The organism is Flavobacterium chryseum (assembly GCF_004362015.1).
Taxonomy (GTDB): Bacteria; Bacteroidota; Bacteroidia; order Flavobacteriales; family Flavobacteriaceae; genus Flavobacterium.
On the sequence record NZ_SNWW01000004.1, the window covers coordinates 367,856 to 390,141 of the forward strand.

General features: G+C 32.4%; 21 protein-coding genes and 1 tRNA gene. 7 read left to right on the forward strand and 15 right to left on the reverse strand.

The window, feature by feature from the left end:
- Positions 1 to 69: 69 nt before the first annotated feature.
- From EV143_RS10570 to recF, 3 genes are all read right to left on the reverse strand, one after another.
- The gene (locus EV143_RS10570; RefSeq protein WP_133507900.1) at positions 70 to 1,119 is read right to left on the reverse strand and encodes a glycosyltransferase; all 1,050 of its coding nucleotides are present in this window, start codon (positions 1,117 to 1,119) and stop codon (positions 70 to 72) included.
- Between the two features lie 88 nt (positions 1,120 to 1,207).
- Positions 1,208 to 1,888 carry a DUF2461 domain-containing protein gene (locus EV143_RS10575; protein WP_133507901.1) on the reverse strand — a complete coding sequence of 227 codons (681 nt, stop codon included), beginning with the start codon at positions 1,886 to 1,888 and terminating at the stop codon, positions 1,208 to 1,210.
- Between the two features lie 182 nt (positions 1,889 to 2,070).
- The gene (recF, locus tag EV143_RS10580; protein ID WP_133507902.1) at positions 2,071 to 3,150 is read right to left on the reverse strand and encodes a DNA replication/repair protein RecF; all 1,080 of its coding nucleotides are present in this window, start codon (positions 3,148 to 3,150) and stop codon (positions 2,071 to 2,073) included.
- Between the two features lie 400 nt (positions 3,151 to 3,550).
- On the opposite strand from recF, the gene EV143_RS10585 reads away from it, so the two are divergent.
- From EV143_RS10585 to EV143_RS10610, 6 genes are all read left to right on the forward strand, one after another.
- A complete protein-coding gene (locus EV143_RS10585) occupies positions 3,551 to 4,330 on the forward strand; it encodes a tetratricopeptide repeat protein (protein WP_133507903.1) in 780 nt (259 codons plus the stop codon).
- 65 nt (positions 4,331 to 4,395) lie between these two features.
- The gene (gene ribH, locus EV143_RS10590) at positions 4,396 to 4,968 is read left to right on the forward strand and encodes a 6,7-dimethyl-8-ribityllumazine synthase (protein ID WP_133507904.1); all 573 of its coding nucleotides are present in this window, start codon (positions 4,396 to 4,398) and stop codon (positions 4,966 to 4,968) included.
- Positions 4,969 to 5,144: 176 nt separating this feature from the next.
- Positions 5,145 to 7,049 carry a DNA mismatch repair endonuclease MutL gene (gene mutL, locus EV143_RS10595; RefSeq protein ID WP_133507905.1) on the forward strand — a complete coding sequence of 635 codons (1,905 nt, stop codon included), beginning with the start codon at positions 5,145 to 5,147 and terminating at the stop codon, positions 7,047 to 7,049.
- A complete protein-coding gene (locus EV143_RS10600) occupies positions 7,046 to 7,858 on the forward strand; it encodes a rhomboid family intramembrane serine protease (RefSeq protein WP_166638137.1) in 813 nt (270 codons plus the stop codon). Before mutL ends, EV143_RS10600 begins: the two co-directional genes overlap by 4 nt.
- Positions 7,859 to 7,901: 43 nt before the next feature.
- Complete coding sequence (locus EV143_RS10605; RefSeq protein WP_133507906.1) at positions 7,902 to 8,765, forward strand: rhomboid family protein; 864 nt, start codon at positions 7,902 to 7,904, stop codon at positions 8,763 to 8,765.
- Between the two features lie 19 nt (positions 8,766 to 8,784).
- Positions 8,785 to 9,831 (forward strand): endonuclease/exonuclease/phosphatase family protein, encoded by a 1,047-nt coding sequence (locus tag EV143_RS10610; RefSeq protein WP_166638138.1) that lies wholly within the window; start codon positions 8,785 to 8,787, stop codon positions 9,829 to 9,831.
- 76 nt (positions 9,832 to 9,907) lie between these two features.
- Here EV143_RS10610 and EV143_RS10615 read toward each other — a convergent pair whose 3' ends face one another.
- The 11 genes from EV143_RS10615 to EV143_RS10660 form a co-directional block, all read right to left on the reverse strand.
- Positions 9,908 to 10,531: a WbqC family protein gene (locus tag EV143_RS10615; RefSeq protein ID WP_133507907.1), complete on the reverse strand. Its 624-nt coding sequence runs from the start codon at positions 10,529 to 10,531 to the stop codon at positions 9,908 to 9,910.
- Between the two features lie 89 nt (positions 10,532 to 10,620).
- Positions 10,621 to 12,174, reverse strand: coding sequence for a signal peptidase I (lepB, locus tag EV143_RS10620; protein ID WP_133507908.1), 1,554 nt, complete (start codon positions 12,172 to 12,174; stop codon positions 10,621 to 10,623).
- A 62-nt stretch (positions 12,175 to 12,236) separates the two neighbouring features.
- A complete protein-coding gene (gene dapB, locus EV143_RS10625) occupies positions 12,237 to 12,938 on the reverse strand; it encodes a 4-hydroxy-tetrahydrodipicolinate reductase (RefSeq protein WP_133507909.1) in 702 nt (233 codons plus the stop codon).
- Between the two features lie 41 nt (positions 12,939 to 12,979).
- The gene (locus tag EV143_RS10630) at positions 12,980 to 13,540 is read right to left on the reverse strand and encodes a DUF5683 domain-containing protein (protein WP_133507910.1); all 561 of its coding nucleotides are present in this window, start codon (positions 13,538 to 13,540) and stop codon (positions 12,980 to 12,982) included.
- A complete protein-coding gene (locus EV143_RS10635; protein WP_133507911.1) occupies positions 13,540 to 14,442 on the reverse strand; it encodes a ParB/RepB/Spo0J family partition protein in 903 nt (300 codons plus the stop codon). The genes EV143_RS10630 and EV143_RS10635 overlap by 1 nt, the downstream gene beginning before the upstream one ends.
- Positions 14,443 to 14,447: 5 nt before the next feature.
- Entirely contained in the window at positions 14,448 to 15,215 is a 768-nt protein-coding gene (locus EV143_RS10640) for a ParA family protein (protein ID WP_133507912.1), read from the reverse strand.
- 237 nt (positions 15,216 to 15,452) lie between these two features.
- Entirely contained in the window at positions 15,453 to 16,688 is a 1,236-nt protein-coding gene (locus EV143_RS10645; RefSeq protein WP_208111265.1) for a hypothetical protein, read from the reverse strand.
- Entirely contained in the window at positions 16,666 to 17,658 is a 993-nt protein-coding gene (locus EV143_RS21965; protein WP_317128070.1) for a DUF2339 domain-containing protein, read from the reverse strand. Before EV143_RS21965 ends, EV143_RS10645 begins: the two co-directional genes overlap by 23 nt.
- Positions 17,610 to 19,154, reverse strand: a complete 1,545-nt coding sequence (locus EV143_RS21970; RefSeq protein ID WP_317128067.1) for a DUF2339 domain-containing protein — start codon at positions 19,152 to 19,154, stop codon at positions 17,610 to 17,612. Before EV143_RS21970 ends, EV143_RS21965 begins: the two co-directional genes overlap by 49 nt.
- A gap of 102 nt (positions 19,155 to 19,256) precedes the next feature.
- Entirely contained in the window at positions 19,257 to 19,658 is a 402-nt protein-coding gene (locus EV143_RS10655; RefSeq protein WP_133507913.1) for a septal ring lytic transglycosylase RlpA family protein, read from the reverse strand.
- Positions 19,659 to 19,884: 226 nt separating this feature from the next.
- A tRNA-Pro gene (locus EV143_RS10660) sits at positions 19,885 to 19,959 on the reverse strand.
- Between the two features lie 152 nt (positions 19,960 to 20,111).
- Between EV143_RS10660 and trxB the strand changes: the two genes are divergently transcribed.
- Complete coding sequence (gene trxB, locus EV143_RS10665; protein WP_133507914.1) at positions 20,112 to 21,059, forward strand: thioredoxin-disulfide reductase; 948 nt, start codon at positions 20,112 to 20,114, stop codon at positions 21,057 to 21,059.
- A gap of 309 nt (positions 21,060 to 21,368) precedes the next feature.
- Here the strand turns inward: trxB and EV143_RS10670 are convergent, their stop codons facing one another.
- Complete coding sequence (locus EV143_RS10670) at positions 21,369 to 22,202, reverse strand: GIN domain-containing protein (RefSeq protein ID WP_166638139.1); 834 nt, start codon at positions 22,200 to 22,202, stop codon at positions 21,369 to 21,371.
- Positions 22,203 to 22,286: the final 84 nt, after the last annotated feature.

Genomic DNA, 22,286 nt, shown 5'->3' on the forward strand with positions numbered 1-22,286 from the left:
GATTTTGTAAAACGCAAAGTTCGCAAAGCTTAGCTTTCACAGCGTAACCTTGGCGAACTTTGCGGTTAATTATTTCGAAAGCAACTCATGATATTTATCTGCAATAACCTTCATGTTAATATCATAATTAGCATTTTCCTCTACAAATTTTCTATTTCGTAAAATAGCCTCATTTCGGGATTCTACATTTTGAAAAGACCAAATCAGTTCTTCCGCCAGCATTTCGATATTATCAATTTCAATTAATTGTCCGTTTTCGCGATGTTTGATCCAACTTTGATTTCCCGGAATATCAGAAACCACAGGATAACAATTGCAAGCCATTGCCTCAAACAACGATGCCGAAACGCCTTCGGTAATGGGCATGCTGATATAAATATTTGATTGCTGTAATAATTTAGGAAGTTCTGTATTCGGAATTCTTCCGGTAAAAATCACCTTGTTTTCTATATTTAACTCTTTGGCTAAGTCTTTCAAAAATTGCAATCTTGTACCATCGCCAACAATCGTTAACGAAAAATCAATTCCTTTTTGATGTAAAACAGCAAAAGCTTTTATAATAGAATCGTGACGATATTCCGGTTGTAAAGAACGCGTTACAATAGCTTCAATTTTAGTTAGATTATTAGTTGAAGGAGCAAAAAGTGATAAATCAATTCCCTTCGGAATAACTAAAACCTTGCTCATATCAACGCCAATTTCTCTCATAGAAATTGTCATTACAGGGCCCCAGGCGTGAATTAAATGTGCTTTTTTGAAAGCATATTTCTGAATGAATTTTTTAAAAGGATATAAAACAGAACCTTCCGGCCATAAATCAGTTCTTCCTTGTTGTGCAACCGCAATGGTTTTAGATCCTGATAAAGCGGCAAGAAAACCGTAGCTTGTCGTTCTTTCAGCAATAACCATATCCGGTTTTTGTTGGCGAATTATTTTTCTAATTGCAAGAGGAGCGAAGCCATATTCTGCTATACGCTTCAATCGATTAAGTTTTGAATTACTTGGTGTTTGAAGTTCCCAGGTTATAATTTCAAAATCGCCAAATTCTTTCAGGCCTTTCATCCACGTAATGGCGTCTGCGCGATAAGATTCTCCCAGAAAAAGTATTTTTCTTTTCATTCAATAATTTGAGTTTTTTCGCTACGAATTTCACAAATTTCCGCGAATTAACTTGTGTGAATTCGTAAAATTCGTGGCAAATAAAAATTTAAAATTCTTCTTCCGTTTCTAAAGCACGATTAATGAATTCGTTTAAAGGTTTTAAGGCGATCAGTTTTTTACTCATTTTAGAAACGAAATCTTTTTGAGTCACTTCAGCAATATCATATTTTTGAGTAGCCGTAAAACTTTTCAACTTTAAAAATTCAATTGCCGGATGGTCTTTTTCGTAACCTCTTGGCGGATTTTTTAGTGAATTGTTTTCATCGAAATCTAAATTTCCAAATTCCTTTTTGAAGTTTTTGTCGGCTAAAATAGCTTCTAAATCATCATGAAAAAAGGCAATTTCTTTACGGACTTTTTTCAATTGGTCGGGATCTGGTGAATAAAATCCACCGGCAATAAAACTGGCGCCTTTTTCAATATGCACATAATATCCCGAACGATTCTGGCCTTTTGCACCAGACGAAAGCCAGACACCCAAATGTGCTTTATAAGGCGATTTGTCTTTAGAAAAACGAATATCACGATTGATTCTGAAAGTGCAATTTTTAACTTCTAATAATTCTAATGAAGGATCAAGCGGTTTCATTGCATCCAAAAAGTCACTCACCAATTGATGGTAATCTTTTTTGAAGATTTCGTATCGTTTTTTTTGATCCTGAAACCAGTCTCTATTGTTGTTCTTTTTTAAATCGTCTAAAAATTGCAATGATTCTTTCGTTAGCATAATCAGTATTTATTGCAGTTGTTTTTTAAGTATTGTTTGGGCTAAATTAATGATTTTTTTTGCCACGAATTTCACGAATTCACGCTAATTTTTAAATTACTTATTGTTTCACTTGGCAAAGTTCAAAACTTTGTCAAAGCTTTAATTCGTGTTAATTCGTGAAATTTGTAGCAAAAAATAAATCATAAATTAAATATTTTATAACTCTGATGTGTCGATTTTACAATCGCTTCGGTACGTTCGGGATGCGTGTCTGAAATAAACAACTGACCAAAAGTTTCGCTGTTTACCATTTCGATAATTTTTGATACTCGCGTTTCATCGAGTTTATCAAAAATATCATCAAAAAGCAACAGTGGTTTTACGCCGCTTTGCTTCTTTAAAAATTCAAACTGAGCCAGTTTCAAAGCAATTAAAAAAGATTTTTGCTGGCCTTGTGAGCCGAATTTTTTTATTGGATGCGAATCAATTTCAAAAGACAAATCGTCTTTATGAATTCCGGCACTAGTATAATGCAATGCACGATCTTTATTGATGTTTTCCTGTAAAATCGTTAAGAGGTCTTTTTCGAATAAATGACTTTCATAAACCAATTGAACAGTTTCTTCAGAACCGGTTATAGCCTGATGATGTACATTAAATATAGGTATAAATTGTTCGAGGAAATCTTTTCTCTTTGCGAAAATAGATTTTCCAAAACCATTTAACTGCTCATTATATATAGATAAGGTATCGTTGTCAAAAACATGATTCAAAGCAAAATATTTAAGAAGCGCATTTCGCTGCGCAATTACTTTTTGATATTGAATAAGTTCATGCAAATAAGTCGAATCTAATTGCGAGATTACACTATCCATAAATTTACGGCGCGTTTCGCTTCCTTCTACAATTAAATCCCGATCAGCGGGAGAAATAATTACCAGTGGAATAAACCCAATATGATCGGAGAATTTATCGTAAGCTTTTCCGTTTCTTTTCAGGATTTTCTTTTGTCCTTTTTTTAAACTGCAAACAATTTGTTCTGTTCTTTCGTTTTTTTCTAATTCGGCATCAATAACAAAAAATTCTTCTCCGTGTTTAATATTCTGAACTGCAAGCGGATTAAAATAACTTTTTCCGTAAGCCAAATGATAAATTGCATCGAGCACGTTTGTTTTACCAATTCCGTTTTTGCCAACAAAACAATTGATCTTGATGTCGAAATCAAAACTCGCTTCAGAGAAATTTTTATAATTGAATAAAGAAATTTTGTTTAAATGCATTTTTTAAAGAACTCTATTTAAGGTAGAATTTAATATTTATAATGGTATTTCACTTTTTAATTCCATTTTTCTGTGGCAGATTAAATGATTAAAAAGGATTTGTATGGCAAATTTAATTCTTTAAACGCTTAATTAGTGATAATCTTAAAAATCTATCACTAAATAATATTCCCGGTTGATAAAAAGTAGATTTTAAACAGTAAAAAAATGAGTGTTATAATTCTTTAAGTTTGTGTGTAAGGTATTCATTTAAAGTAAGTTATTTTATGTTGTTTTGATGTTGATAAGAAAAAAACACAGATTATCGAAAATATTTAGTATTAAATAGATATAAAATTGATTTTTTTTACTTCAGTTTCAATAAAAATTTTATTTTTGCCGTTCACTAAATTAATTTTAAATGGCTACTTACAATAAAAGAGGATATAAAGCACCAAAAGAAAAGGAAGTTAAAGAAGTAAATGAAGAACAACAAGTGATTATTGACGAAAAAGACAGCACAACAGCTGGTGTTTTCTCAAAATTAGATGAAACTGCTTCAAAAACTGAGGATTGGGTTGCTAAAAATCAAAAAATCATTATTGGTTTAGTTGCTGGTATTGCAGTTGCGACAATTGGATATTTGGCTTACCAAAAATTTATCGAAGCTCCTAAGCAAGATGAAGCTGCAAACGAAATGTTTGTTGCTCAACAAAATTTTGATAAAGCAACTAATGGTGTTGCAAGCGATTCATTATATAAATTAGCTTTAAATGGTTCTGAAGGTAAATTCGGATTCATTAAAATTGCTGACGAATATTCTGGAACAGATGCTGGAAACTTAGCGAACTATTATGCTGGTATGGCTTATTTAAATACTGGTAAATTTGACGAGGCAATTAAATATTTAGGAGATTTTAAATCTGAAGATTTAATCTTAAGTGCTTTGGCAAAAGGTGCAATTGGAGATGCTTACTCTCAAAAAAATCAACAAAAAGAAGCTTTAGACTATTACGTAAAAGCTGCTGAATCTAATAAAAACGATTTTACAACACCACGTTTCTTATTAAAAGCTGGTAAAACTGCTTTAGCTTTAGGTCAGAAAGAAGATGCTTTAAAGTATTTTACAGATATTAAAGAAAACTTCGATGCAACTCCGGAAGCAGCTTCTGTTGATGTATTGATTGGATTAGCGCAATAATAATTTTAGATTTAAGATTTAAGATTGTAGATTTGTATTTGAGAATTTAAAATCTAAATATACAGATGGCTACCGAAAATAAAAATTTATCAGAATACGATAAAAACACAATCCCAAATGCGAAAGACTTTCGATTTGGGATTGTTGTTTCTGAGTGGAATGAAACTATTACCGAAGGACTTTACAATGGGGCTTTTGAAGCCTTAATTGATTGTGATGTTCCGCAACAGCAAATTATCCGTTGGAATGTTCCCGGAAGTTTTGAGCTGATTTATGGCGCAAAAAAAATGCTGCAAACCCAAAATGTAGATGCGGTTATTGTTATTGGATGTGTAATTCAGGGACAAACCAAACATTTTGATTTTGTCTGTGAAGGCGTTACACAAGGAATTAAGGATTTGAATGTTCAAACCGATATTCCGGTTATTTTTTGTGTTTTAACAGACAATAATATACAACAGTCTATTGACAGAAGTGGAGGAATTCACGGAAACAAAGGAACTGAAGCAGCAATTGCAGCTATAAAAATGGCTTATATTCGTCAGCAAGCTTCAATGTCACATCCTTTCAATCAGCCGTTGTTGGTTTCTGGTGCAATTCAAATTGAAGAAACTCCACGAAAAATCGAAAAAGAATAAAACACAATCGTTTTAATAATACTAAAACCTATGCTGTGTAAAAATAGTATAGGTTTTTTGTTTTTTTTATGACAGATGAAGTTCTAAAACCCAAGAGAAATTCATTAAATTTGTACACCTTGGTTTAGATTTTAAATCAAAATCTTAAATCGTTAATCTCCAATCTAAAATTTTAAATGTCGAGTATTATTCAATTACTTCCTGATCACGTTGCTAATCAAATTGCCGCTGGAGAGGTGGTTCAAAGACCCGCTTCAGTTGTGAAAGAATTGCTGGAAAATGCTGTAGATGCAAAAGCAACTGACATCAAATTAATTATTAAAGATGCCGGAAAATCATTAGTTCAGGTTATTGATAATGGTTTAGGAATGAGCGTAACCGATGCACGTTTGTGTTTCGAACGTCATGCAACTTCAAAAATTCGCCAGGCCGAAGATTTATTCTCCTTATGTACAAAAGGTTTTCGCGGAGAAGCATTAGCTTCTATTGCCGCAATTGCGCACATGGAAATGAAAACCAAACAAGATCAGGAAGAACTGGGAACGCATATTGTAATCGAAGGAAGCAAATTTATATCGCAGGAAGTGGCCGTTTTACCAAAAGGAACTTCATTTGCAGTTAAAAATTTATTTTTTAATATTCCGGCACGTCGCAATTTCTTAAAATCAGATACAGTTGAGTTTCGCCATGTTATGGATGAATTTCAGCGTGTTGCATTGGCACATCCAAATATTCATTTTACCTTTTACCATAATGGCAGCGAAATGTACAATTTGCCCGCTGCAGGATATCGTCAGCGAATTGTGGGAATGTTTTCGGGAAAAACGAATGAAAAACTAGTTCCGGTAAATGAAGATACTGAGATTATAAACATTCAGGGTTTTGTTTGTAAACCTGAATTCGCGAAGAAAAATAGGGGAGAGCAGTTCTTTTTTGTAAACGATCGTTTTATAAAAAGCGGCTATTTGCATCATGCCGTAATGGCGGCGTACGACGGACTTTTGAAAGATGGTTCTCAGCCAAGTTATTTTCTGTACTTGCAAGTACCGCCCAACACAATCGATATCAATATTCATCCAACTAAAACAGAAATTAAGTTTGATGATGAACAAGCTTTATATGCTATTTTAAGAGCTTCTATTAAACATAGTTTAGGGCAATTTAATGTGGCACCGGTTTTAGATTTTGATCGTGATGCCAATTTAGACACGCCTTATCATTATAAAGATTTAGAAGGAGAAACACCAACAATTCAGGTTGATGGAAATTTTAATCCTTTCACGGATGATAAAACCAATCAGCATTATTCTAAAGCAAGTTCGGGGTCTGGTTCAGGTTCGAGTTTTACTTCCGGATCAAATTCGTATTCAGGATATGCAAAAAGAGTAGAGCCAACAGCTAGTTGGGAAAGTTTATATGTAGGTTTGGATACAGAAAGTATTGAAAGTTCGCCTTTTACGTTTGAAAATGAAGAAGTAACATCGTCTTTGTTTAATGATAATGAAATAGAGCAGGCGAGTCAGGGAACGTATCAAATTCATAAAAAATATATCGTTTCGCCAATTAAGTCAGGAATGGTTATTGTCGATCAGCAACGAGCCCATCAGCGTATTTTGTACGAGCAATTTTTGTTGAATATGACAGTTAATCAGGCTTCAAGTCAGCAATTGTTATTTCCGTTGAATTTATTTTTTTCTTCAGATGAAATGACATTAATTGAAGAACTAAAACCTTCCTTAGAAACAACCGGTTTTGTGTTTGAAGAAGCGCAAACCGATCATATTGTAATTTCAGGAATTCCTGTAAATATTACAGAAAGCGAAGTTTCAATGGTAATTGAACAATTATTAACTGATTTGCAAGACGGAATTCCGGCAAGCAGCTACAGTCAAAATGATACAATAGCCAAATCAATGGCAAAAAGTTTAGCGGTTAAAACAGGATCTTATTTAACCGAAAAAGAACAGGATAATTTGGTAAACGGTTTGTTTGCCTGTAAAGATCCTAATATTTCACCTTTTCAAAAACCAACCTTTATCACAATGCGTGTTGAAGACATAGATAAAAAGTTTGCCATATGATGAACATGACTCCCGTAGTAAAACAATTATTGATAATCAATATTATATTTTTTATTGGCTCGCAATTAGTGCCAGTTTCATATGAATATTTTTCATTGTTTTATCCAGAAAGCAATAATTTTAGGATTTGGCAGGTACTTACTCATATGTTTATGCATGCACCATGGCCTAATTTTGCACATATTTTATTTAACATGTTTGCATTATATAGTTTTGGATCTGCATTAGAACATTTTTGGGGCGGTAAAAAATTCTTATTTTTTTATATATCATGTGGACTAGGTGCTGCTTTACTTCATACAGCAGTTAACTATTTGCAGATACAATCTATTTTAGATTCTGTGTCTAATTTGAATTTGTCAAAATCTGATCTTCATTTGATTTTAAATGCGGATTATTCTTCTTTATTTGATTCAAATGGAAAAATGATACAAAGTGAGATTGCAACAATTTTAAATAATGCACATTGTACTCAAGAGCAGTTTAATTCCTTGGCTCAGGTAAGTGTGATAACACGATCTCCTGTTCTAGGTGCTTCAGGTGCAATTTATGGATTAATGACAGCCTTTGCTTTTATGTTTCCTAATGCTCAATTAGGTCTAATGTTTATTCCAATTCCGATCAAAGCAAAATATTTTGTTCCTGGAATTTTAGCTGTTGATTTATTTTTAGGTTTTAAAGGAAGTTCTTTGTTTGGTAGTGGTGGAACAGGAATTGCCCATTTTGCCCACGTTGGTGGAGCGCTCGCTGGTTATTTAATGATGTTATATTGGAAAAAAAATCAGTTTAATAAGAACCGTTGGAATTAATTTTTAACTTTAGATACTCAATTATAAAACAAAAAAAGTTTTTATGAATATTCTTGACGATTTAAAATTACAATATAAGTTAGGTGGAATTGCAATGCGCGTTATTTATTGGAATATAGCTTGTTTTGTTATTTCGTTGATATTTTTTTACCAGTTTTCAGTAGGACAATTTGAGTTCCCCAGTTGGTTAGCTTTATCATCAGATCCTCAGGTTTTTTCATTTAAACCATGGACATTTTTAACGTATGCTTTTTTTCATTACGGATTTTGGCATTTGTTGTTTAATATGATGGTTCTTAATTTTTCGAGTACTTTATTTTTGACTTATTTTACTCAAAAACAATATTTAGGATTATACATTCTGAGTGCCATTTTTGCCGGAGTAATATTTGCATTAAGTTACTACTTTTTAAATTATTCGGCCTCAATAGTTGGCGCATCGGCTGCAATTATGGCAATTTTAGTTGCTACAACAACTTATCAGCCATTAATGAACATTCGTTTGCTATTAATTGGTAATGTAAAACTGTGGCATATTACGGCAGTAATTCTTATTTTAGATTTAATGCAGTTTCGCCTTGGAAATATGGGCGGACACATTTCTCATCTTGCTGGTGCTGTTTTTGGTTTTATTTTTATTAAATTGCTTCAAAACGGAACTGATTTGAGTATAGTGATTTCCAGAATATTAGATTTTTTTACTAATCTTTTTAGAAAATCATCATCGACCCCCTTCAAAAAAGTTCACAAGAATTATAATAAACCTACGCAAAAACCAATATCAAAAATTGTTACGAAAGACAAAACGCAACAACAGATTGATGAAATTTTGGATAAAATCAGCCAGTCCGGCTATGATTGCCTAACCAAAGAAGAAAAAGAATTTTTGTTTAAAGCAGGAAAATAATCCTTGTAATAAAGAAAACATGCAAAACCTTTCGTGGTTTAATAAAATAATGTTCTTTCTGAATATAGTATTAACTGTACTGACATTTAGTATCTATGTTTTACCCTTTCTGGCACCTAAAAGCTTTCCACTTTTATCGGTGCTTACACTGTTTATGCCAGCATTTTTTGTGCTAAACGGATTGTTCTTTATCTTTTGGGCAATTCAGTTTAAGAAACGCCTTATTTTGTCTGGTTTGGTATTGTTAACCGGAATTACATTCATTAGTAAATTTTATAAATTCTCGCCAAAAGAATACGTTAAAGATGAACAAGATTTCTCTGTAATGAGTTATAATGTGCGTCTTTTTAATGTTTTCAAGTGGTTAGATCGCGAAGATATTCCATCAAATATTAAAACTTTCATAGACGAAAAAGATCCGGATATTTTATGCATTCAGGAATATTCAAATTCAGCACATCTGGATTTAAAAGTCTATCCGCACCGTTATATTTTTATTGATGGAAATCAGATTAAAACGGGACAGGCTATTTTTTCTAAATTTCCTATTCTTTATGAAGGCAACATTATTTTTCCGAATTCAGATAACAATGTAATTTATGCTGATATAAAACTCGGAAAAGATATTATCCGTGTGTATAATATGCACTTACAGTCGATTAAGATTTCTCCTGATGTTGACAAAATTTCGAATGATATTGATAATGTAAATCAGCAAAAATCGCAACAGATTTACAGCAGAATAAGTAAAGGTTTTAGGCAACAGCAGGAACAAGCTGAAATTTTTAAAGAAAATATTAAGCAGTGTAAAAGTCCGATCATTATTTGTGGAGACATGAATAACAGTCCATTTTCATACGTATACCGAAGTATTAAAGGAAAACTAAAAGATTCTTTTGAAGAAGCCGGAGCAGGTTTTGGAGCTACTTATAAGTTCCGTTATTATCCAGCGAGAATTGATTATATCTTTTCTGATAGTAAAATGAAAGTAAAGCAATTTGAAAGCTTTCCTGATTTTGAAAATTCAGACCATTATCCAATTATGGCGAGAATTTCTATGGAATAAATAAATTAAGAATTTCATTTTTTTATCCCGAAGAATCGTAGCCAAATTCCAATTTTAAAAAATAGTAGAAGATGTTTTATATTACTTCTAATTTCTGCGTTTTTAAATAATCCATTGCAAATTTACCCTCGTTAAAAAGCAAATCTAATACGCTTAGATTGTTTATAAAGCCGTGTTTGTCATCAAATACCTGCGTATATTTTTCGAATGAATTAGTGTCTTTTTTACCGTTAGCTAAATATCTGAAATCTGAAATATTTTCTACTTCATGAAAATATTCAGTAGTTTTTCCAAACTCTAACTTCATTCGCAGACATTTAGTCACTATATCTAAAACTTCCAGATTTAAATCCATCAAAAATTTATGTTGTTTTTCGAAAACAGGACGAATGTCATCTTCAAAAAACTCAAAAAAAGGAGAACTTCTGTATCCTGCTTCTAAAGATTTAAAGTGCTGTTTCTGCCAGTCGAATTCATTTTCTATCAAAACATCTTTTGTTTTTTGATGCAATGTTTTAGAATGCTTAACAGGAATATTTAATAACTGAATCCCGTTCGGACTATAGATATAGGTACGGTTTCTATTGGTCTGTTTCTGAAAATTATCTTCCATCTCAAAAGTAATATTTTCAGATTGCGCCATAACTGCAAAGTGGCTAATCGACGGAAAATAGGTAGGAAGTAATAGGGAAGAAGTCATTGTATTTTTTTGTTTAATCGGTAAATCGTTTAATCGCACTTTTGAGAAACGATTAAACGATTTACCAGTTCAACGAATAAACGTTTGTTTTATGCTTTATTTTCTTTTCTTTTTCTCCAGAAAAATTCTCCAACAAAATAAACTGCAAGAAGTATTAAGAAGTATTTGAAATAAGATTGTGGTTGTCCTTCACCATCAACAGTAGTAAAAACTCTGTTCCAACGAATTTTATTGATTCCTTTGCCGTTTGTGTCCCAGCTCATCCAGATAAAAACAGGTTTTCCTACGATATGATTTTCAGGAACATATCCCCAATAGCGACTATCTTCTGAGTTATGACGGTTGTCTCCCATCATCCAGTAATAGTTCTGTTTGAAGGTGTATGAATTAGTTTGTTTTCCGTTTATTAAAAAGTGAGAACCATCTAATTCTAGGGTGTTTCCTTCGTATTTGGTGATAATTTCTTTATAAAAAGGAAGCGATTCATTGGTTAGCGCAACTGTTTTTCCTGCTTCAGGAATATAAATTGGGCCAAAATTATCCTGACTCCATTTGTTGATGTGTGGGAAAATGGCATTGTCATTTCCTCTATCAATTTGTCTTGTTACAGCCGTAATTCCTGGAGTATTTTTAAGGCGTTCTGCACTAGCTTCTGTTAGCGCTCTAAAATAAAGAGTATCTCTTTTTTCGCTTTTAAAACCAGCTCCATCAGTAATATCTAATTCTTTTAGTAAACTTTCAAAATCAATAGGCGTTTTTCCGTCTAAAGCAACAGAATACGAATATTGTGGCTTAGCACGTTCCGGTAAAACTAATTTTTTTCCGTTGATAAAAACAAAACCATCTTTTATAGATAAACTATCTCCGGGAATACCAACACATCTTTTTACATAATTCGATTTTTTGTCGATCGGTTTTATAACGCCCGGTCTTCCTTTTGGTTCGTAGAAATAATGTACAGTATCAACCGGCCAGTTAAAAACGACAATGTCTGTTCTTTTTATTTTTTCAAAAGCAGGTAATCTAAAGTATGGCAATTGTGGCCAGCTTAAATACGACTTTCTTTTAAAAAATGGTATTGTGTCATGAACCATTGGTAAAGCTACCGTTGTCATAGGAACTCTTGGTCCGTAATTCACTTTACTTACAAATAAAAAGTCACCAATTAATAATGATTTCTCTAAAGATGAAGTTGGAATTGTGTAGGGCTGTACTAAATAAGTGTGTACTAAAGTTGCCACAATAATAGCAAAAAGTAACGAACTTACAGTATCAGCTGTTTTGTTTTGAGGCGTTAATTTACGATCAGGATTATACTCTAATTTCTGAGTATAATTTACATAGTAGATATAAAAACCAAGAGTAAAAATTCCTAGAAAAGTATCTAAAGTTGTTTTTTTACCAAATGTTCTTAAAGTTTCAACCCAAATAACCGGAAACATGATAAGGTTAATAATCGGAATGAAAAGTAACAAAGTCCACCAGGTTGGTCGACCAATTATTTTCATTAAAACGATAGAATTGTATACAGGAATTGCAGCTTCCCAGCTTTTTCGACCGGCAGCCTGATACAATTTCCATGTTCCTATAAAATGAATAACTTGTACTGCTAAGAAAAAAACAAACCAAAGATATAGTGTCATAATATATTGTTTAAAGTTTCAAGTTTAAGGTTTTTGATTTTGGCCTTAAAATTTAAATCCGTTTATTTTAAGTTTAAAACATCTTTCATACTATAAATTCCCTTTTTACCGGCTAACCATTCGGCAGCGATTACGGCTCCAAGAGCAAAACCTTCACGGTTGTGGGCAGTATGTTTAAGTTCGATGTTATCTACAATTGAGTCATAAGTTACAGTGTGAGTTCCGGGAACATCACCAATTCTTTTTGCTTCAATATGAATTTCGTTTCCTTTTGCTTCTTCTAAAGTCCAGTTAGCGTAATTACTGTTTTCAATAACACCTTTTGCTAAAGAAATTGCAGTTCCGCTTGGAGCATCTAATTTTTGAGTATGATGAATTTCTTCCATCGTCACTTTATACGAATCAAATTGCGACATTATTTTGGCTAAATATTCATTTAGTTCAAAGAAAATATTTACGCCTAAACTAAAATTAGAACTTGAGATAAAACCACTTTGTTTCTCATTACAAAGTGCTACCATTTCGTCCAGATGTTCCAGCCATCCTGTTGTTCCGGAAACTACAGGAACATTAGCATTAAAAGCATTCGAAATATTAGCAACGGCAGCAGTAGGAACGCTAAAATCGATAGCAACATCTGCTGTAGAAAGTCCGTCATAAGAATTGAATTCGTCCTTTTTCAGAACAATTTCGTGACCTCTTTCTAAAGCAATTCTTTCGATTACTTTACCCATTTTTCCGTATCCTAAAAGCGCAATTTTCATTTTGTGTATTTTTTTGAATTTTAAATAGAAATGAAATCTAATTAAAACTTGTAATTAAAAGTTAGTCCAACATTTGGTTTAAACGTTACATCGTTGGGATAAATTTCAGGTTTCATTGATAATCTTTCGTTTACGTTAAACTGAATCAAAGCGGCGTCAACATTGGCATCGATAATGTTTAAGGCGTAAAAAGCAACAACAAATAAGGCTGATAAATCTCTGTTTCGCTGATAGAATTTTTGTCCGGCAATAAGTCGGCTATCATCTAAAAATTGATATTTATCATCATTATAACCTTCTAATCTTCGTTTGTAGGCATTACGATAATCTTTATATTTTCTATCATTATCGATATAAAAGTACATACTCGTTCCAATTGCTCCGTAAACTAATGGAATTTTCCAGTATTTTTTATTGTATGCCTGTCCTAAACCTGGTAAAATTGCGGAGTAAAAGGCTGCTTTTGCTGGCGTAAGCGGATCTATTTCTTCTAACTTAGTAGTGTCTTTAGCGATCAAAACCGTTTCTGTTTTTGCCTGAGCAAAAAGAGAGACGGTTCCTAAGAGAAAGAACAAAAAGCTTATGGGGACAATTTTATTCACTATCCGTTTATTAATTTTATAATTCGATTAAAGTCGGCTTCTGAGTTAAAAGGAATTGTGATTTTTCCCTTACCATTGCCAGCGACTTTTACATCAACTTTCGCACCAAAATAATCATTGAAAGTGTTTTTTTGCGTTTCTTTAACCATAAACGAAGAATCAGTTTTAGCCTTTCCTTCTGCTTTTGGTTTTAAGCTTTCATGATAATTTTTTACTAAAGTCTCTGTTTCACGAACAGATAAATTCTGACTTACGATTTTTTGGTAAATATCAGTCTGAATATCTAAATCTTCAATATTGATGATGGCTCTACCATGACCCATACTAATAAAACCGTCACGAATACCCGTTTGAATAATCGGATCCAGTTTTAAAAGACGTAAGTAATTGGCAATTGTAGAACGTTTTTTACCCACGCGTTCACTCATTTGTTCTTGTGTTAATTGAATTTCATCAATTAAACGTTGGTAAGAAAGAGCAATCTCGATTGGGTCTAAGTCATGGCGCTGAATGTTTTCAACCAAAGCCATAACCAACGATTCGTTATCATTCGCAATACGAATGTAAGCAGGAACCGTAGTTAAGCCAACTAAAGTAGAAGCACGTAAACGACGTTCTCCAGAAATTAACTGGTATTTATTAAAATCTAATTTACGAACAGTAATAGGTTGAATTACACCAAGTTCTTTAATAGAAGTGGCTAATTCGCGTAACGATTCTTCATTAAAATTGCTTCTAGGCTGAAACGGATTTATTTCTATAGCACTTATTTCAAGCTCTATGATGTTTCCAACAACCTTGTCAGCATTTTTATCTTCTACTGATGTAATGTCGTTTTCCGGATCTTTTAATAATGCTGATAATCCTCTACCTAAGGCTTGTTTTTTAATTGCTTTTGTCATAAAAACTATTTACTGTTTTTCTTTATAATTTCTTGAGCTAAATTGATGTAATTAACTGCTCCTTTGCTAGTTGCGTCATAGTTGATGATGCTTTCGCCAAAACTTGGAGCTTCGCTTAATTTTACATTTCGCTGAATAACGGTATCAAAAACCATATCGTTAAAGTGTTTTTGAACTTCTTCTACAACCTGATTTGATAAACGTAATCTGGAATCGTACATAGTTAGTAACAATCCCTCGATATCAAGGTCCGGGTTGTGTATTTTTTGAATACTTTTTATCGTGTTCAATAATTTCCCTAATCCTTCAAGTGCAAAATATTCACACTGAATTGGAATAACTACAGAATCAGCAGCTGTTAAAGCATTCAAAGTTAATAATCCCAGAGACGGTGCGCAGTCGATGATGATAAAATCATATTCGTCTTTAACACTTTCTAATGCTTTTTTAAGCATATATTCTCTGTTTTCTTTATCAACCAATTCGATTTCGATGGCAACAAGGTCAATGTGAGCAGGTATCACATCAACATTTACAGCTGAACATTTAATAATGGTTTCTTTTGGGGTGTGACTATGTTCAAGTATTTGATAAGTACCGATTTCAACAGATTCTACATCAATCCCTAGACCAGACGTAGCATTTGCCTGAGGATCAGCATCAATCAATAATACTTTCTTTTCTAAAACACCTAATGAGGCTGCAAGATTTACAGATGTAGTAGTTTTTCCAACGCCTCCTTTTTGATTAGCAATCGCAATGATTTTGCCCATTTATTTTCTGAATTTTGAACCGTAAAAATACAATTATTTATGGTTTTTGAAAATCTATTTTGTTAACATTTGATAAACTTTGATTTACCGTTGTTTCGTGCGTGTTTAGCGGATTTCAATTTTTAGAATAAGAAAAAACCGACCTGAAAAATCGCACTGTTTTTTGTTTAAATCGCTAGCAAAATTAAATTAGCTTAAAATTTAATTTCCAAACAGGAATTTCACTTCAGATTTAAATTAATTTTTCTCTTTTAAATCTTTTACCAAACTTGCTGTGAAATATAGAATTGTAATTCCGCCCAATAAAATACACAACCACATGAACCATCTTTGCTGCCAGAAAGATTTGTTTTCAGCCTTATCTTTTGATGAAACAATTTGCTTAATATCGTAAATGTTGGTTTGAGGTAATTTCCCCGAAATATTGTTTTTAAAATCAGAAAGATCGTAGTCGGGTTCATTCAAATTTTTATTGCCTGTTTTTATGCTGTATTTTTCATTTGCATTTAAATCGACAATAACTGAAACTGGTTTTTGACTGTATTTTACAGATGAAATTGTCAAAGGCTGATTGTCTTTATTTTCGATTTTGATGTAGAACTCTTTTTCGAATATTTCGGGTATTGTAAAACTGTTTTTTGTGTTTGAATTTAATTCAAATGAAATAATTTCTTCGTCGAAAATTTCTGATTTGTGCTTTATTTGTTGTTCTACTTTCTTATAAATAATAACATTACGCTTGTAATAAGTTGGTTTCGAAATCTCAAAAGCAATTTGATTGATAATTTGCGGTGCCTCAAAAAGAACATGAATTTCCGTTTGTTTTAGAGATGCAAGTTCAGTTGTTACAGCTTTTTTCGGTTTGATTTCCTGCAATATATTTTTTTGAAGCTGCGTGTTGAAATTTCCAACTTTTAAAACATTTATAGGAAGCGTTTTTCGATCGTCAAAATCAATTTTTAAATATTTATAAGTGCTTAACGGATAAGAAATTGTCTTAACAACACTGGCTTCTGACGAACTGTTTAAGTCGTCTAAAATTTGTGAATTTGATATTCCGAACCATTCCGTCTGATTGTTACTTCCTGATATAGAATAATTTTTTACAACATCAGCATTGGCAATAAAAAGCGAAATCTGATTGTTGTTTTTAACAGATGGAACAGCAACAATAATCGAAGTGCTTTTCTTCGGAAAAACTGTTTTTGAAACAATAGGATATTCCTCAAAAGTATTTAACAAAGCTTCTGAATTACTTTGGATAAAATACGGAACCTCAATTCCTTTCGCATTAAAAATTCTGATGTCGCTTAAATCTTGTTTTGAATACGATCTGATTTCAGGAGACAAAACAATTTCATGGAAACCATTTTCTGCAACTTCTTTTATTTTTCCCGTTGTCTGAAATTGGGCAAACGAAAGGTTTGTTAAAAATAAGAGAATAAAAAGACTATTTAATTTCATGGTTTTCATTTGGCTTGTTTTCGTCAATAACTAAAACTTTGATTTTTTGATACACAAAAGAGATGATCAAAATCAGGATTCCTAAAAGGATAAACGATATGATTTTTCCGGTTTCGGAAATGTTGCTGATATCGTAGAAAAATAATTTTACGATCGTTAATCCGAGTAAACTTAAAGCGATAATTCGAAGCGTTTTGATTTGTTTTTTTATTCCGATAATTAAAAATACAAATGCCAGAACTCCCCATAAAACAGGAAAGCCCGTTTTTATAATTTTGATTCTGCTTATTTTAATTATTTCATTGGCAACATATTCATGAGAATAAGCCATTCCTGATTTGTAACCGGGATAAAGCCCGCTAGCTTGTACGTCTTGTGGTGTAATTGCAGAATTCATTAAAACAAGACCGTGAAGCATTACCTCTGAACTCGCAATGTAAATAATAAAAAATGCAACTGTCCAGATAAAATAACGGTTTTTAAAGAGCTCAAAATTGATGCGATTTTTTATCTGGAATAACTGATAACCAAAATACAAAGTTATTCCTAATGAAATATAATGCAGATAAAAAGCAATTGGCTGTCCTTTTCCTGAGGAAATGATTTCAGTATGCTCAAAAAAGGCATAATTTGAAAATCCGAAAGTGAATAAAATAATATTGAGAATAGCAATTACAATCGCAAGTTGATATCCTATATTGGTTTTGTTTTTAATTAAAACAGAAGTTAATACAACTGAGAATATTAAATGATAAAGAATTGGTAATGCTATCGCGCTGTTTGAACTTGCAATATGAACATTAGATTGATAAATAACTTCGAATAAACCGGTTAAATATGCAATAGAAAGTCCTGAAACTAAAACATAGTTTTTATAATTTTCAGGATTGAAAGTAAGACCAAAAAGGGTAATGTTTTCTGTTTCATTTTTTAATAAATACCAAATAGGGAAGAGAAAGCAAAAACGCCCGTAATAAATATTGGATTGATTATAATATTTAGCGTTAAACCTTTATTGTAAAATAAATTCCAATCCATTATCAGACTGATAATCATTAAAGCATGAACGATTACAGAACCGAATCGATAGCTTGAAATCTTTGATTTTTGAGAAAGCCATAATAACAAAACGGCTTCGGCTGCCCAGAATAAAGTAATATAATTGCCTTCAAACTGAATTGGAACGGCAAGCGTTATAAACGTTAGCGTTAGCCCAATTAATAAATATACTGCTTTTTTATCTAATCCGAATTTTTTATATAAAAACGTAGCATACATTAAATTCAATAATGCGATTGCTGCCGTAAATAAACCTCTGTATTCAGGATGGTAATTAGCTAAAATACTCATGCCGGCCGCATAAAATAAAAAGGTATTGCTGGCTAAAATGGTTAATTGCGTTTTAGAGAATTCTCCTTTTGATCTGATATTATTAATGATATTCATTAAAATAAAAATGAAGTAAAAAGCGAAACCAAATGCAAAAGCACCAACGTAATGTGGTTTTTCAGAAGTAATATCTTTCACTAGCCATCCGCCATATAACAGAATGGTAAAAACGTAAGCAAGCACATTAACAAGATTCCATTTTTTATAATAGGCAATAGCTAAAATACCGATGTTCAGAATAATGATATAACTAAAAAGCACTACGTAATTTCCTTCGCCGGTACTCACCATAAAGGGAACTGCAAAACCTCCAATTAAGGAAAGAACGGCAAGTTCGATTCGGTTATAAGACAATGAAACTAATGCACTAAAAGCGGTTATGACAACCATTATGCTAAACGCAATGGTTTGATTGAATAAATGATAATCATGAAAAGCAATTCCGATTGTAAAGTAAAAAATCGCAATCGCGCCGGCAACAATAACAGAACTAAAGGCTGCATAATTTTTGCGCAGTTTATGTGCAATTCCCATTACAAGAACGCCACACAAAACCCCAATTCCAACACGAGCCGGTTCGTTGATCCAGTCTTTATCGATAGCATATTTTACAAAATAGCTAATTCCTAAAACCAGAATTAAAACTCCAATTTTGTTGATTAAATTCTCTCCAATGAATTTTTCTAAGTCGGGATTCTGCTCTTTGAAATTTTCCCAGAATGATTTTTGAGGATTTTTAGATTCTACTGGTTTTGAGATTACTTTTTCCGCTAAAGGCGTAGCCTTTGTTTCTTTTGTTTCTATAGAAAAATCGACATATTCAGTTTTAATTTCCGGAATTTTTTCTTTAACAGTCTCAACAGAAGAGGCAATTGGCGCTTCTGATTTTGGAATTGTAGGTTCTTCCTTAATTATAGGAATATTTTTTACGGCAAAGTTTTCAGAAGGTTTTTCGACAGCTTTTAAAAGATCAATTTTTTTGCTAAGCCTTTTAATGTCGTCTTCAAGACCGTCAAACCGACTTTTTAAGTTATTAATAATGTAGATCAAAAAACCAAATAAAACCACTAAAAGAAAAACTTCCATATTGTATTTAATAAGATGTTATGAATTGGTAAATATAATAACATTTTGATGTGGTAAGTTTTTTTGCCTAAAAAGAATTAAGAACTACATCATCGAAACAAATTATTTTTCCATGATTTCGATTTGAACATTAATTACGCCGCTGCCTTTGTTTGAGGCAATATCCATAAAAGCTTTTTCGGTAAGGTCAATTTCTCTTCCGTTAATAAACGGACCTCTATCTATAACTTCTACAATAACGAATTTTTTGTTTTTTGGGTTGGTAACTTTTAAAATTGTACCAAAAGGAAGTTTTTTATGAGCGGCAGTCAGTTTGTTGTTGTCGAATTTTTTACCGCTTGCTGTTTTTCTTCCGTTAAATTTATTGTGGTAGTAAGAAGCATGGGCATTTTCCTTATACAGTTTAAATGAACATTCAGCATCTTGCTCTTTAATTTCTGGGTTTTCTTGCGCCACAGCTGTTATAGAGAAAAAGAACAGGATATATAAGAGTATTTTTTTCATTTTCAAATTTCAAATTTTCCGCAAAGTGATTGAATTATTAGAAAATAAATGTGCTAATGAAGTCGTATTTGTACCATCAAAAGACATATTTTAAGTTGAAACAACAAAAAATCCCTGCTTATAGAAGAAACAGGGATTTGAAAGAAACTTAAAATAATTTCTTAGGATGTATTGTTTTGGTTTAAAGCAAAAAAAAAGTCTTTCCAAGTAAATGAAAAGACTTTTGTCGGGGTGGCAGGATTCGAACCTGCGGCCTCCTGCTCCCAAAGCAGGCGCGATAACCGGGCTACGCTACACCCCGAAAGCGGATGCAAATATACAGATAAATTTCATTTTTAAAAGGAAAACATCAAAATAAATAAAACTTATTTTGAGATAGTTATTTAGGATTTATTTTGACTGGAATTTTTTATAATTAAGTTTACCTTTGCATCACAAAAAACTACACATATTATGTCAGATACAATAGAAAAAATTAAATGTCTCATCATTGGTTCTGGTCCAGCAGGTTATACTGCAGCTATTTATGCTGCCAGAGCAAATATGAATCCAGTTTTATATCAGGGAATGCAGCCTGGAGGTCAGTTGACTACAACAAACGAAGTAGAAAATTTTCCGGGTTATGTTGATGGCGTTACAGGACCGGAAATGATGGTTCAGTTGCAAGATCAGGCAAAACGTTTTGGTGCTGATATTCGCGATGGCTGGGCTACTAAAGTTGATTTTTCAGGAGATATTCATAAAGTTTGGATTAACGATTCGATCGAATTGCACTGTGAAACTGTTATTATTTCTACAGGAGCTTCGGCTAAATATTTAGGTTTACCTTCAGAACAACATTATTTAAACATGGGTGGAGGAGTTTCTGCTTGTGCTGTTTGCGACGGATTTTTCTACCGTAATCAGGAAGTTGTTATTGTTGGAGCAGGGGATTCTGCTTGTGAAGAAGCACATTACTTATCTAAACTTTGTAAAAAAGTTACCATGTTGGTAAGAAGCGAAAAATTCAGAGCTTCTAAAATTATGGAAGATCGCGTTCGTAAAACAGAGAACATCGAAATTTTGATGAACCACGATACGCTTGAAGTTTTAGGTGATCAAAATGTTGTACATGCGATTAAAGCATTAAATAAAACTACCGGTGAAGTGATTGAAATTCCTGCAACAGGATTTTTCGTAGCGATTGGTCATAAACCAAATACAGATATTTTTGCAGATTATATCACTCTTGATGAAACTGGTTATATCATTAATACTCCGGGAACATCAAATACAAATGTACCTGGTGTTTTTGTTGCCGGTGATGCTGCAGATCATGTATACCGTCAGGCTATTACTGCTGCAGGAACTGGTTGTATGGCAGCTTTAGATGCAGAAAGATATTTAGCTTCTCAGGAATAAAAAGTTAGTTTCAGGTTTGTTTTGTTTCATGTTTCAAGTTGTTGAAATCTAAATCTTTGAAACGCTTAAATAATAGAAAAGTCTCATTCGATTTAGAATGGGACTTTTTTTATATGTTGAAACCTAAAGCAGATTTATTTTACCGCAAAGGTCACAAAGTTATTATAATGCGAGGTTTTTATAAAAACGCAAAGTTCACAAAGCTTTGTGTTGAACCAGCTTTGCGAACTTTGTGTTTTCTCAACATATTATAGGTAAAAAATCTTAGCGACCTTTGCGGTAAAATTCTCATTTCAACCTAAAACTTTTTTACTTAAGTTTCTTGATTAATTTTGCTTCTTCAGAAAATCTTGTAAGTTCAATTTTTGGATTTCCGAAAAGAGTAAGTTCAGATTTGTCTCCTGCAGCTATAGAAAGCGTCGTTTCTGCAAAAATAATTCCGGTTGAACTTCCTTCGGTAGTTACTGTTGCATCTTTTAAAGTGAATTTTGTTCCTGTAAAAGTTGAACTGTTATCTATACGAATCGTTGCTTTTTCAGCAATTCCTTCGATAGTTGCAACCGATTTTTGGTACAAATCACATTTAAATTTTATGGCAGATACTAATGCTTTAACAGTAGCACTTTTGCTTAATTGCAAAACTCCATCTTCTGCTTTTAAATTCAATTCAGTTTTAGATTTGTCATCTGCAACCAACGAGAATTTTTTAGCATTAACATTCAAAAATAATTTTGAATAATCATAACTGTTAAATGTTAAATCATCTAATTGAAGTTCCTGAATGGCATAAATAACCGATTCGTTTTTTGCAATTACCTTTTTAAGGGAGTTTGTGTAGGTTACACGAACGATTAGTTTTTTGAAAATACTGCTTTCTTTTGTAGTATACAAACGAAGCATTTTGTCTCTTAAATCCATTCCGATGATTTCGTGTAAATTGTCATCGGCTTCAATTTTAATTTCGTTTTTTTCTCCGCGCTCCAAATAAACTTCAAGATTATCATCGGCTTCAATGCCATCAAAGTCTCCAACTTCTTTTATTGAAGTGGTTACTATTTTAGATCCTTTTATTTTTTCTCTTTTTTGAGCAAAAGTTAATGTCGTAACTAATAATAATAAGAGTAAGGCTGTACTTTTTTTCATTAATTCTAGATTTGATTTGGGCAAATATAAAAAAATCATCCACTTTTGATGAATGATTTCTTTTATATTTAACAGATAAATGTT

What these genes read in the sequence shown, in the direction of transcription:
- EV143_RS10570 (WP_133507900.1), bottom strand. Translation starts at nt 1,119, where the DNA reads ATGAAAAGAAAAATACTTTTTCTGGGAGAATCTTATCGCGCAGACGCC.
- EV143_RS10575 (WP_133507901.1), bottom strand. Translation starts at nt 1,888, where the DNA reads ATGCTAACGAAAGAATCATTGCAATTTTTAGACGATTTAAAAAAGAAC.
- recF (WP_133507902.1), bottom strand. Translation starts at nt 3,150, where the DNA reads ATGCATTTAAACAAAATTTCTTTATTCAATTATAAAAATTTCTCTGAA.
- EV143_RS10585 (WP_133507903.1), top strand. Translation starts at nt 3,551, where the DNA reads ATGGCTACTTACAATAAAAGAGGATATAAAGCACCAAAAGAAAAGGAA.
- ribH (WP_133507904.1), top strand. Translation starts at nt 4,396, where the DNA reads ATGGCTACCGAAAATAAAAATTTATCAGAATACGATAAAAACACAATC.
- mutL (WP_133507905.1), top strand. Translation starts at nt 5,145, where the DNA reads ATGTCGAGTATTATTCAATTACTTCCTGATCACGTTGCTAATCAAATT.
- EV143_RS10600 (WP_166638137.1), top strand. Translation starts at nt 7,046, where the DNA reads ATGATGAACATGACTCCCGTAGTAAAACAATTATTGATAATCAATATT.
- EV143_RS10605 (WP_133507906.1), top strand. Translation starts at nt 7,902, where the DNA reads ATGAATATTCTTGACGATTTAAAATTACAATATAAGTTAGGTGGAATT.
- EV143_RS10610 (WP_166638138.1), top strand. Translation starts at nt 8,785, where the DNA reads ATGCAAAACCTTTCGTGGTTTAATAAAATAATGTTCTTTCTGAATATA.
- EV143_RS10615 (WP_133507907.1), bottom strand. Translation starts at nt 10,531, where the DNA reads ATGACTTCTTCCCTATTACTTCCTACCTATTTTCCGTCGATTAGCCAC.
- lepB (WP_133507908.1), bottom strand. Translation starts at nt 12,174, where the DNA reads ATGACACTATATCTTTGGTTTGTTTTTTTCTTAGCAGTACAAGTTATT.
- dapB (WP_133507909.1), bottom strand. Translation starts at nt 12,938, where the DNA reads ATGAAAATTGCGCTTTTAGGATACGGAAAAATGGGTAAAGTAATCGAA.
- EV143_RS10635 (WP_133507911.1), bottom strand. Translation starts at nt 14,442, where the DNA reads ATGACAAAAGCAATTAAAAAACAAGCCTTAGGTAGAGGATTATCAGCA.
- EV143_RS10640 (WP_133507912.1), bottom strand. Translation starts at nt 15,215, where the DNA reads ATGGGCAAAATCATTGCGATTGCTAATCAAAAAGGAGGCGTTGGAAAA.
- EV143_RS10645 (WP_208111265.1), bottom strand. Translation starts at nt 16,688, where the DNA reads ATGAAAACCATGAAATTAAATAGTCTTTTTATTCTCTTATTTTTAACA.
- EV143_RS21970 (WP_317128067.1), bottom strand. Translation starts at nt 19,154, where the DNA reads ATGGAAGTTTTTCTTTTAGTGGTTTTATTTGGTTTTTTGATCTACATT.
- EV143_RS10655 (WP_133507913.1), bottom strand. Translation starts at nt 19,658, where the DNA reads ATGAAAAAAATACTCTTATATATCCTGTTCTTTTTCTCTATAACAGCT.
- trxB (WP_133507914.1), top strand. Translation starts at nt 20,112, where the DNA reads ATGTCAGATACAATAGAAAAAATTAAATGTCTCATCATTGGTTCTGGT.
- EV143_RS10670 (WP_166638139.1), bottom strand. Translation starts at nt 22,202, where the DNA reads ATGAAAAAAAGTACAGCCTTACTCTTATTATTATTAGTTACGACATTA.